Source organism: Streptomyces rimosus subsp. rimosus, from assembly GCF_000720725.1.
Classification (GTDB): Bacteria; Actinomycetota; Actinomycetes; order Streptomycetales; family Streptomycetaceae; genus Streptomyces; species Streptomyces rimosus_A.
In genome coordinates this window covers 90,528-101,134 of sequence record NZ_JOCQ01000023.1, presented here as the reverse complement: position 1 = coordinate 101,134, position 10,607 = coordinate 90,528, and the positions used below count along the sequence as shown (strand labels likewise).

The 10,607-nt window shown below is 75.4% G+C and carries 13 protein-coding genes; 9 read left to right on the top strand and 4 right to left on the bottom strand.

Annotation, left to right across the window (positions count from 1 at the left end):
- A partial coding sequence (locus IH45_RS0114805) for a Tellurium resistance (protein WP_030667058.1) occupies window positions 1-764 on the top strand: 764 nt, incomplete at its 5' end.
- Between the two features lie 39 nt (window positions 765-803).
- Here IH45_RS0114805 and IH45_RS0114800 read toward each other — a convergent pair.
- Window positions 804-1,967, bottom strand: coding sequence for a glycosyltransferase (locus tag IH45_RS0114800; protein ID WP_030667056.1), 1,164 nt, complete (start codon window positions 1,965-1,967; stop codon window positions 804-806).
- Between the two features lie 129 nt (window positions 1,968-2,096).
- Between IH45_RS0114800 and IH45_RS0114795 the strand changes: the two genes are divergently transcribed.
- From IH45_RS0114795 to IH45_RS0114785, 3 genes are all read left to right on the top strand, one after another.
- Window positions 2,097-2,897 carry a glutamate racemase gene (locus IH45_RS0114795; RefSeq protein ID WP_030667054.1) on the top strand — a complete coding sequence of 267 codons (801 nt, stop codon included), beginning with the start codon at window positions 2,097-2,099 and terminating at the stop codon, window positions 2,895-2,897.
- Window positions 2,898-2,957: 60 nt separating this feature from the next.
- A complete protein-coding gene (locus IH45_RS0114790; RefSeq protein ID WP_030667052.1) occupies window positions 2,958-3,572 on the top strand; it encodes a hypothetical protein in 615 nt (204 codons plus the stop codon).
- 82 nt (window positions 3,573-3,654) lie between these two features.
- The gene (locus tag IH45_RS0114785; RefSeq protein ID WP_030667050.1) at window positions 3,655-4,134 is read left to right on the top strand and encodes an NUDIX hydrolase; all 480 of its coding nucleotides are present in this window, start codon (window positions 3,655-3,657) and stop codon (window positions 4,132-4,134) included.
- A gap of 55 nt (window positions 4,135-4,189) precedes the next feature.
- On the opposite strand, the gene IH45_RS0114780 is transcribed toward IH45_RS0114785, so the two are convergent.
- Together IH45_RS0114780 and IH45_RS0114775 are read right to left on the bottom strand one after the other, a co-directional pair.
- Window positions 4,190-4,783: a hypothetical protein gene (locus tag IH45_RS0114780; RefSeq protein WP_030667048.1), complete on the bottom strand. Its 594-nt coding sequence runs from the start codon at window positions 4,781-4,783 to the stop codon at window positions 4,190-4,192.
- Between the two features lie 187 nt (window positions 4,784-4,970).
- Window positions 4,971-6,059, bottom strand: a complete 1,089-nt coding sequence (locus IH45_RS0114775) for a hypothetical protein (protein WP_030667046.1) — start codon at window positions 6,057-6,059, stop codon at window positions 4,971-4,973.
- Between the two features lie 221 nt (window positions 6,060-6,280).
- Between IH45_RS0114775 and IH45_RS0114770 the strand changes: the two genes are divergently transcribed.
- Both IH45_RS0114770 and IH45_RS0114765 read left to right on the top strand, forming a co-directional pair.
- Window positions 6,281-6,481, top strand: a complete 201-nt coding sequence (locus IH45_RS0114770; RefSeq protein ID WP_030667045.1) for a CsbD family protein — start codon at window positions 6,281-6,283, stop codon at window positions 6,479-6,481.
- Window positions 6,482-6,570: 89 nt separating this feature from the next.
- Window positions 6,571-6,771 (top strand): hypothetical protein, encoded by a 201-nt coding sequence (locus IH45_RS0114765; protein WP_030667043.1) that lies wholly within the window; start codon window positions 6,571-6,573, stop codon window positions 6,769-6,771.
- 12 nt (window positions 6,772-6,783) lie between these two features.
- On the opposite strand, the gene IH45_RS0114760 is transcribed toward IH45_RS0114765, so the two are convergent.
- Complete coding sequence (locus tag IH45_RS0114760; RefSeq protein WP_030667036.1) at window positions 6,784-7,608, bottom strand: SAM-dependent methyltransferase; 825 nt, start codon at window positions 7,606-7,608, stop codon at window positions 6,784-6,786.
- Between the two features lie 358 nt (window positions 7,609-7,966).
- Here IH45_RS0114760 and IH45_RS0114755 point away from each other — a divergent pair, with 358 nt between their 5' ends.
- From IH45_RS0114755 to IH45_RS0114745, 3 genes are all read left to right on the top strand, one after another.
- Window positions 7,967-8,548, top strand: coding sequence for an RNA polymerase sigma factor (locus tag IH45_RS0114755; protein WP_030667035.1), 582 nt, complete (start codon window positions 7,967-7,969; stop codon window positions 8,546-8,548).
- A 3-nt stretch (window positions 8,549-8,551) separates the two neighbouring features.
- Window positions 8,552-9,268 (top strand): hypothetical protein, encoded by a 717-nt coding sequence (locus tag IH45_RS0114750; RefSeq protein ID WP_030667033.1) that lies wholly within the window; start codon window positions 8,552-8,554, stop codon window positions 9,266-9,268.
- Window positions 9,269-9,373: 105 nt separating this feature from the next.
- Window positions 9,374-10,594: an NAD(P)/FAD-dependent oxidoreductase gene (locus IH45_RS0114745; RefSeq protein WP_030667031.1), complete on the top strand. Its 1,221-nt coding sequence runs from the start codon at window positions 9,374-9,376 to the stop codon at window positions 10,592-10,594.
- The last annotated feature ends 13 nt before the right edge of the window (window positions 10,595-10,607 follow it).

Genomic DNA, 10,607 nt, shown 5'->3' with positions numbered 1-10,607 from the left:
CCTCCCAGCCGTACGGCGCGTACCCGCCACCCCCGGCGCCGCCCGCCCAGTCGTACGGCGCGGCCCCCGTGCCCGCCCCCGCCCCGCCCGTCAGCCTCTCCAAAGTCACCCTCACCAAGGAGGCGCCCGCCGTCTCCCTGACGAAACAGGGCGGCACCTCCGGGGCGATGCGGGTCAACCTGAACTGGCAGCAGGCGGGCGGCCAGGCCAAACGCCTGGGCAAGAAGCTGGGCCGCAAGACCATGGAGGCGCTGGGCGCGCGCGGCGCGCTCCGGCCGCAGTCCGGCGACCTGGACCTCGACCTGTGCGCGCTGTACGAACTCACCGACGGCAGCGCGGGCGTCATCCACCCCATCGGCGGCAACTTCGGCGCGCTGCACGTCCCGCCGTACATCCAGCTCGACCAGGACGACCGCACCGGCGCCGCCGCCGCGGGCGAGAACCTGACGATCAATCTGGACCACCAGGCCCGCATCCGGCGCATCCTGGTGTTCGTGACGGTCTACGCGGGCGCCCGGAGCTTCGAGGGGCTGCACGCCACCGTCACGCTCCAGCCCCAGTACGGCGCCCCCGTCGACTTCTCGCTCGACGAGTGCACCGTGCCGTCCAACGTCTGCGCCCTCGCCCTGATCACCAACACCGGCAGCGAACTGGTCGTGCAGCGCGAGGCCCGCTATCTGGTCCCCGCGCCGGGCGTCAGCCCGCAGCGCACCGTCGACGAGGCGTACGGCTGGGGGCTGAACTGGTCCCCGGCCAGCAAGTGAGCGCCCGTCGGCGCGAGCGACCGCCGGAGTGAGCGCCCTTCAGGAAGCGCCCGTCGCCCCGTACGTCCGGCCCTTCCAGGCGGCCCCGCGCCCCCGGTAGTGCTGGACGGCGGAGTCGACCGTCATCAGCAGGTAGAGCAGCGCGGTGCCCGGCAGCAGCGGCGCGAGCCACCGCGGCTGCCGGTAGTAGCGCAGCATCGGCAGGTACGTGCCCGCCATCACGGCCCACGCCGCGCCGCCCAGCGCCGCCGCCGTCGCGCCGCCGGTCGCCAGGCCGGTGACCAGCGCGGCGGGCGGCGCGAGATAGACCAGCGCGAGCCCGGCCACCGTGCCCGCGAGCAGGAGCGGGTTGTGCCGCAGCTGGGCGTACGCGCTGCGTGAGACCATCCGCCACAGCGTGCCCAGCCCCGCGTACGGGCGCACGCTCTCCACCCGGTCGCCCAGCCCCAGCCAGATCCGGCCCCCGGCCCGCCGCACGGCCCTGGCGAGCGTCACATCGTCGATCACCGCGTGCCGGATGCTGTCGGGCACCCCGGCCCGCTCGGCCACCGCACGCCGCAGCAGTACGCAGCCGCCCGCCGCCGCGGCGGTCCGCGCCCCCGGCCGGTTGACCCACCGGAACGGATACAGCTGCGCGAAGAAGTACACGAAGGCCGGGACGATCAGCCGCTCCCAGGCCGAGACCACCCGCAGCCGCGCCATCTGCGACACCAGGTCCAGGTCCGCCGAGCGCGCCGCCGCCACCAACTCGCGCAGGCTGTCCGGCGCGTGGGCGATGTCCGCGTCCGTCAGCAGCACGTACTCCGCGTCGCCCCGCTCCCGTACGAGCGCCATGCCGTGCCGTACCGCCCACAGCTTGCCCGTCCAGCCCGGCTCCGGCTCACCGGGTGCCGTGACGGTCAGCGGCAGCCCGCCCCGCGCGGCCAGCTCCCGGGCCAGCTCGCCCGTCCCGTCCGTACTGCCGTCGTCGACGAGGACCACCTCGGCCCGGCCGGGATACTTCTGCGCCAGCAGGGACGGCAGGCTCACCGGCAGTACGGCGGCCTCGTCCCGCGCCGGGACCACGACGGCGACCGACGGCCAGCGCTCCGGGTCCCCGCGTGGGGGCAGCCGTACATCCGTACGCCAGAAGAAGCCCTGCGCCAGCGCCAGCCACACCCAGGCCGCCAGCGACCCGGCGCCGATCCACTCCACCGCTCCCATCGCACCCACGCCCGCAGTCTGCCGCACCGGCGCCGGCCGTGGCCGGAACCCGCCGCGGGCGGCCCGCGGGGCGCCGGACGCAGCCCGCCGGTATGACAAGCCCGGTGCGGCCCGGCGTAAAGTGTCCGGGTGAAGATCGCGCTCATGGACTCCGGAACCGGCCTGCTCGCGGCGGCGGCCGCGGTACGGCGGCTGCGGCCCGACGCCGACCTGGTGCTCTCCTCGGACCCGGACGGCATGCCCTGGGGCCCCCGCCCGCCGCACGACATCGCGGCGCACGCGCTCGCCGTCGCCCGGGCCGCCGCCGGGCACCGCCCGGACGCCCTGATCGTCGCCTGCAACACCGCCACCGTGCACGCGCTGCCCGCCCTGCGGGCCGAGCTGGAGCCCGCGCTGCCGGTCATCGGCACCGTGCCCGCCATCAAGCCCGCCGCCGCCACCGGCGGCCCGGTCGCCATCTGGGCCACCCCCGCCACCACCGGCAGCCCCTACCAGCGCGACCTGATCGAACAGTTCGCCGCGGGCGTCGAGGTCACCGGCGTGCCGTGCCCCGGCCTCGCGGACGCCGTGGAGAGCGCCGACGAGGCCGCCATCGACGCCGCCGTCGCGGCCGCCGCCGCGAACACCCCGCGTGACGTACGGACCGTCGTCCTCGGCTGCACCCACTACGAGCTGGTCGCCGAGCGCATCCGCGCCGCCCTCCAGCAGCCCGGCGCGCCCGCCCTGGTCCTGCTCGGCTCCGCCGAGGCGGTCGCCGCCCAGGCGCTGCGCCGCATCGGGGCGCAGCCGGATCCCTCGGCCGAGCCGGCCGGCACCGTCACCGTCCTGCTCAGCGGCCGTCCCGGGCAGCTCCCCGAGGCCGCGCTCGCCTACGCCGAGGGACGTCTGCTGTCCGGACCGGCCCGGGCCGGCGGGCCCGTCCGTCACTGAGGCCACGGGAGTACGCGCGACACGCTGCCAGGGCGGGCGAATACGCGTACGCTGCGTCTCATGAGGGACCACCCCCACGAGGGGGCGACAGCCCCCGGCGAGCACGGCGGCCCGGCCGGTGACGGCGGGGGCTCCGGCAGTCACCGCGACCCCGCGGACGTCCCCGAGGTGTGGCACGGCCGCGCCACCAACCGCGTGCAGTGGCTCCTGGCGGGCGCCGGAGCGGCCTGCATGGCGCTCGGCATCGAGCTGGCCGTCGACAGCGCCTGGACGTCCGGGCTGGCGCCGCTGGTGATGTCGGTGGTCGGCTGCGTCCTGGCCGGCCTGCTGGTGCTCTTCGGCACCCTCGCCTTCGTCCACGTCGCCGTCCGGGTCGACCAGGACTGCCTGGAGGTGCGCTGCGGGCACATGGGACTGCCCCGCCGCCGTATCCCACTGGAGCACGTCGTCGGCGCCGATTTCGCGCCGCGGGTCACCCCGCGCCACTGGGGCGGCTGGGGCTACCGCTGGCGCCCCGAGCAGGGCACGGCCGTGGTCGTACGGCGCGGCGAGGCCGTGGTGCTCCGGCTCGGCGACGGCCGCAGCTTCACGGTCACCGTCGACGACGCCGAGAGCGCGGTGCGCTGCATCCGCGGCCGGTGCGCGGTGAACCGGAAACGGGGCGCGGGCGCCTGAGCGGCTGCCGTACCGCCTTCGCAAGTGCGTACGGCGTGGACGATCGACATCCTCCTTGTCCGGTGGTCGTTAGGGTGCGGGTATGGCGACACCCGACTTCATCCGTGACATCCGGGCCGATATCGGCCACCAGCTCCTGTGGCTGCCGGGCGTGAGCGCCGTGGTCTTCGACGACCGCGGCCGGGTCCTGCTCGGCCGCAGAGCGGACAGCGGCATGTGGTCGATCATCGGCGGCATCCCGGAGCCGGGGGAGCAGCCGGCCGAGACCGCGGTGCGCGAGGTCTTCGAGGAGACCGCGGTGCACGTGGTCCCCGAACGCGTGATCCTCGTCGAGGCGCTCCAGCGGGTGCGCTATCCCAACGGTGACGAGTGCCAGTTCATGGATATCTCGCTGCGCTGCCGCGCGGTCGGCGGCACGGCCGTGGTCAACGACGACGAGTCGCTGGAGGTGGGCTGGTTCGCGCTGGACGCGCTGCCGGAGATGGAGGAGTTCGCGGTGGCGCGGATCAAGATGGCGCTGGACGACGGGCCGGCCTGGTTCGCGGGGATCGAGCGGGCGTAAGGGGACCGAGCGGACGGAGGGGGCCGGGAAGGCGCACCCGGACCGCGGGCGGCCGTCAGACGTGGGCCCACGGGAGGCGGATCGAGGTCTGCGACTCCTCGCCCCCGCCGGGCAGCCCGGGCCCCTCCGGCATCTCGGACTGCCCCGGACCGTCCGGTGGCGCGGACCGGGCCGCCTCCTCGGTGTGCATCTGCTGCCGGCCGCCGTCCTTGCGGCAGCTGCTCAGCCAGGTGCCGGTGGGCCCGTTCTCGTACTGGCACTCCCAGCCGCGTACCGTCAGCGCCGGCTGGTCCGCGGTGGCCTTGCGGAAGAACTCCGCCATCACGCCGCGGGCCTCCGCGCAGCCCGCGGTCGGCCCGGCGCCGGGGCCGGAGAAGAGCCGCGCGGTCAGGCCCTCGCCCATCGCGTCCGGCAGCGCCCCGCAGTCCAGCGGCTGGCCCGGGGCGGCGGAGCCGGACCCGGACGGGCTCGCGCCACCGCTGGAGCCCGGGTCCCCGGACGGGCTTCCCCGCAGGCTCTTCGTGGGGCTCGCGCCCGGCGCGGAGCCGGAGGCGGCGGAGGACGCCGTGGGATCGTCCGGTCCGCCGCCGGCGCACCCGGCGACGGCGAGGGCGAGCAGTGCGGTCGGTACGGCGATGAGCCGGCGCATGTCGAACTCCTTCGGCCGCGGGTCGCGCAGGAGGGGGACACTCCGTCGTACGGACGGTAGGAGCCCCGGGCACGCGCTGCGATCCGGCACGGGCGAACGGGTGAACGGCGGGGCCGCCGTCCGCCCCGTCCACCCGGGGCCGGCGGCCGGTGTCCCGGACGGAACGCCCGGGCCGGGCACCGGTCGCTCACCCGTGGCGTTCGATGTGCATCCGGGCCGTGGTGCCCGCGTAGAAGGACGTGGTGCCGACCGACCAGTAACCGGCGGTGCCGGGGATCCGCGTCAGGTCCGTCATCAGGGCCGTCTCCGGCATCTCGGGGCCGCGTTCGCTCACCCAGGCGGCGCCGTCCCACCGCAGGTAGTGGGAGCGCTTCTGGTCCCAGAAGTCCCAGCCGGTGATCCGGTCGGGGCGGCCCCGCGCGTCCCCGCTGATCGAACTGAGCAGGCCGACGGAGTACGGCGCCTTCACCCACGTCCACTCGGTGCCGTTCCAGTGCTCCAGTACGACACCGGGCGGCTTCCCGGGCGGGCCGCCGACCCCGTAGCCGTAACCGGTGAGCCAGATGTCGTCGTGGGCCACCGGCAGCAGCCCGGAGACGGTCGAGCGGACGCCGGGGTTGTGCGGGAGCACGGTCCAGGCGCCGTCCCAGCGCGCGATGACCTCGCCGTAGACCCACACCTCGCCGCGGGGCGTGACGTGGATGTGCCCGGGAGTGGGGGCCGTCGCGTCCGGCAGCGGGGCGCACCAGCGCCACCGGCGGCCGTCCCAGTGCAGCAGCCCGGCGCGGCCGTCGTGCCGCCCGCCGGCCCACGCCCGGCCGTCGCAGGTGGCCACCACGTCGGTGACCGTGGTCCCGGCCCCGCCCTGGCCGGGGTACGGAGTCCGCTGCCAGGTCGTACCGTCCCAGGTCAGCAGCAGGCCGCCCGCGCCGACGGCCCAGGCGGTCCGGGCACCGGCCGCGGTGACCGCCGTCAGCGGGCCGGCGGAGGCGAGCGCGCCCAGGTCGGTACGGGACCAGGCGGCGCCGTCCCAGCGCAGCGCGACCGCGGTCCCGTCGCCGGTGCCGCCGAGCCCTTCCACACCGACGGCCCAGGCGAGGTCGGGCCCGGCGGCGGCCACCCCGTACAGCCGGGCGCCCGGCCGCGCGTCCGGGACCGGGACGGCCGACCAGCCGGGGGCGGTGGCGGGGGAGGCGGTCGCGGGGTGCGCCGTACCGGCCAGGCCGAGGCCCGCGGCGGTGCCCGCCAGACCACTGACGAAGCTGCGTCTTCGCATGAGTGCCGTCCTTGGGGTCGAAGAGGAACAGGACACGCAACTGGCGGGGGAACACGTTGGCGCCGGTGGCCGGAGAGGTCAATGGCGGCGGCGGGACGCGTACGCGGGACCGGCCGGTGCCGTACGGGCTGCGGGACTACCGGTAGCCGCCTCCGGATGCGCCCGCCGCCCGGCTGCGGCAGCGTGGTGCTGTCCCACCAACCGGACCGAGGGAGCAGGTCATGGGCGACGAGAGCGCCATGGACAAGGTCAAGGGCAAGGCCAAGGAGATGGCGGGCAAGGCCACCGGCGACGACCGGATGAAGAGCGAGGGCAGGACGGACCGCGCCAAGGGCAAGGCCAAGGGCGCGATGGACGACGCCAAGAAGAACGCCCAGGGCATGCGCGACTCCCTGAAGGACAAGGGCGACCGGCGGACCTGACCGGGCCGGATCCCCGTCGGACCCCGCCGCCCGCACCCCGGTGCGGGCGGCGGGGTGACCCGTGCGCCGGGGCTCTCGTTGTGCAAGGCATGATCAAGAAGATTGCCGCCACGGCCCTGCTGGCGGGCTCGGTCGCCGCTACCGCCCAGACCACCGCGCACGCCGTGGAAGTCCCCGAAGCCCTCGGCGCGACCGTCGCGATGACCACGGAACTGATCTCCGAACTCCCGCATGTCCACGACGTGGAGCCGCCGCCCGCGTTCACGGTCCAGCACGGCAACGCCGGGTAGCAGGGCCGGGCGTCAGGGCTTGCGTGCCACGGCCGCGTAGCTGGCGGCCTCGGCGTTCGTCACGTGGGTGGCGTCGCCCGGGTCGTCGGGCCGCCACTGGTGCGACAGGGTGATGCCGGGCTCCCACAGCTCCCAGCCGTCGAAGAACCGCGCGAACTCCGCCTCCGTACGGAACGTCACGGTCGTGCCCGCCGCCGCGTAGATGTCCGAGATCCGGGCCATCGCCTCGGGGGCGAAGTCGGCCGTGGCGTGGCTCATGGCCAGCGCGCTGCCGCTGGGCAGGGCGGCCTTGAGCTCTTCGACGACCTCGTGCGCCCGCCTCCGCTCCCCGTCGGGCACGAAGTGCATCAGCGCGTTCAGGCTCAGCGCCACCGGACGGCTCAGATCCAGGGTCCGCAGGACCTGGGGCGCGGTGACGATGGCGCCCGGGTCGGTGACGTCCGCCTGGAGATAGGCGGTCCGGCCCTGCGGCGTGCTGTGCAGCAGCGCCGCGGCGTGCGCCAGCACGATCGGGTCGTTGTCCGTGTAGACCACGCGGGCGTCCGGCGCGAGGCCCTGGGCGATCTCGTGGAGGTTGGGCGGGGTGGGGATGCCCGTACCGATGTCCAGGAACTGGCGCAGCCCGGCCCGCGCGAGGTCGCGCGTCGAGCGGTGCATGAACTCCCGGTTGATCCGGGCGGCGACCAGCGCCGCGGGGAAGACGGCGAGCACGCTGCCCGCGGCGGTGCGGTCGGCGAGGAAGTTGGTCTTGCCGCCGAGCATGTAGTCGTAGATGCGGGCCGAGTGGGCCCGGTCCAGCTGGAGGTCCACCACCGGTTCGCCGTGCTCCTCGCTCATCCCCGCACCTCCCCTGTACGGCTGCCGGGCCGCCGACGGAGCCCTACCCGCCGCGATCCCGGTCATGCGCCGGAGCGGGCCGTACGCCCGGTCCCGCGCCCCCGGCTGTCCGGTCCAAGTAACCACTCGAACGCGTACCGCGAGATTTCTTGGCGGTCGGTGCCACAACGGGGCGGGTTTTCCGGTTCATTGGAAGAGAGGGCCCGCGCCCTCCCGCTGATGCCGGGGCCCGCCTGGCTCCCGGACCGCGGCGAACGGATCGAGGAACGCACGTGAGCACGTACCGGGACAGCCCCTTGCCGTCGTCCGCCGCGGCCCGCTCCCTCGGCCCCCGGCGCCGCGGCGCACAGGTGCGCCCATGACCCGCGACCGGCTGCCGCCCGCGGCCGGCGATCCGCTGCGGCAGGCCGGCCGGCGGCTGGCCGTCGCCTTCGAGGCGTTCCACGAGACGCACTACCGCAAGTGGCTGGCCTACGCCCACCTGCACACCGGCAGCGAGGAGGCGGCCCTGGAGGTCACCGGCGCCGCCTACCGGAGATTACGGCTGTGCTGGCCGTACGCGCTCAAACAGTCCTCGGTCGACTCCTACGCGTGGGCCGTCCTCAAGGAGACCGTGGTCGACTGGCTCGGCGCGAACGGGCGCGCCACGGCGCTGACCCAGAGCGCGGCCTTCGCCGTCGTCACCCGCGCGCTGCTGCGCGAGTGCCAGCAGCAGTTCGCGCTCCTGGAGAGCCAGCTGGGCCTGTACGAAGCGATCTCCCGGCTGCCCGAGCGGCAGTGCGACGTGATCGTGCTGCGCCATGTCGTCGGCTACTCCGACGCCCAGATAGCCGCCCTGCTCGGGGTCGACGAGGCCACCGTCCGCTCCCACGCGAGCCGGGGCAAGCGCCGGCTCGCCGCCGCACTGGGCATCGCCGCGTGCCCCACGAAGGGAAAGTGACCCATGCCGCACACCCGTCAGGCCGGCCCGGACACCATCGAATCCCTGCTGGCCGCCGCCGCCGACGTGCTCGCCGAGTCCTACGGTTCCTACGACACGGCGGCGGCCCGCGACCGGCTGGCCGGGGACGCGTACGAGGAGAGCGGCGCCGCGTACCCGGCCGCGCCCCGGGCCGACGCCCCGGCACCCACCGCCTACCCGAGCGCCCACGACGAGGCCACCCACGAACTGGACCTGGCCTGTGCCCTGGTCGTCAACGCCGCCGCGGCCGCGGACAGCCTGGCCCGGCTGGTCAACGACCACCGGATCGACCCCGAGGGCGCCCTGGTCTTCGCCTGTCTGCTGCACATCACCGGGCGCGCCGAGGCCGCCGACTTCTGGTGGCGCTTCGGTGCCGGCGGCGGCAGCCGTACCGCGGCCTACTGCCTGTACCTCTCCCACCGGCGGCACGGCGAGTTCCGCGACGCCGCCTACTGGCGTACGCAGGCCGCCCACGACCCCGACGAGGAACCGCCGCCGCCCGCCGCCCGCGACGGCCGGCAACTGCTGCCGGACGCCGCCCGGCACGCCCTGCTCGTCCAGTGGCACAGCGGCCTCGCGCCCACCCTGCCCGCCGTCCTGGAGAACGTCATCAACCGCCTCACCGTCGCGGACGACGACGAGGACTTCGGCGAGATCCCGCGCCCCTCGCCGACGCTCGTGGACGACCTCGGCCAGTAGGTCCGGCGCCCGCCGGTCGGACGGCGCATGGACGCGGCGGACCATGACCGTCACCATCGATACCAGCGGCACCCCACGTCCCGACCCCGGCGGAAGGCGCCTCGCATGGAGCGCAGCACGGCCACGGACCCCGGTACGGGCCCCGGTACGGCCCCCGTCCCCGGCCGCGCCGATGCCGTGGTCATCGGCGGTGGCATCATCGGCGCGAGCATCGCCTTCCACCTCGCGGAGGCCGGGGTGCCCGGCGTCCTGCTGCTGGAGCGCGAACGGCCCGCGGCCGGCTCCTCGGGCAAGCCCATCGGAGGCGTCCGCGCCCAGTTCTCCGACCCGCTCAACATCCGGATCGGCCGGCGCAGCCTGGAGGCGTGGCGGGCGTTCGCCGCGCGGCCCGGCGCCGACATCGGCTTCGACGGCGTGGGATACCTCTTCCTCCTCGGCGACGCCACCGAACTCGCCCTCTTCGAGGAGGGCGTGGCAACCCAGAACGCGCTCGGGGTGCCCAGCCGGATCATCCGCCCGGCCGAGGCCGCCGCGCTGTGCCCGTACGTGGACCCGGACCGTATCGCCGCCGCCGCGTACTGCCCCACCGACGGCCACGCGCTCCCGGTGGCAGCCGTGCGCGGCTATCTGCGCGCCGCCGTCCGGCACGGCGCGACGGTCCGTACGCACTGCCCCGTCACCGCGATCGACACCTCCGGTGGCACCCTCGGCGCGGTCCGAACGCCGTACGGTGCCGTGCGCACCGGCACGGTGATCTGCTGCGCCGGCGCCTGGTCGCAGCAGGTCGGCGCGATGGCGGGCGTACGGCTGCCCGTCACCCCGCTGCGCCGCCAGATCGCCCTGACCGGCCCGCTGGACCCGCCGCCGCCCCGCATCCCCTTCACCCTCGACTTCGCCTCCACCGCCTACTTCCACAACGACGGCGCGGGCGGGCTGCTCCTGGGCCTGTCGGACCCGCGCCAGGAACCGGGTTTCGGCCGGGACTTCGACCGGGAGTGGCTGGAACCCTTCCGCGCGGCCGTCGCGCGCCGGGCACCCGCCCTGGCCACCGTCCCGGCCGGGCACGGCTGGGCCGGGCTGTACGAGACCACCCCCGACAACAACGCCCTCATCGGCGAGTCCCCGGACGTGCGCCGCTTCCTGTACGCCACCGGCTTCTCCGGCCACGGCTTCCTCCAGGCGCCCGCCGTGGGGGAGCTGGTCCGCGACCTCTACCTGGGCCGGGAGCCGTTCCTCGACATCGGGCCGCTGGCCGCGAGCCGGTTCGACGGCCCGGCGGGGGAGCCGGGGAGCGCGGGTGTCCGCCCGGAGGCCCACATCATCTGAACGCCCGTCGCGT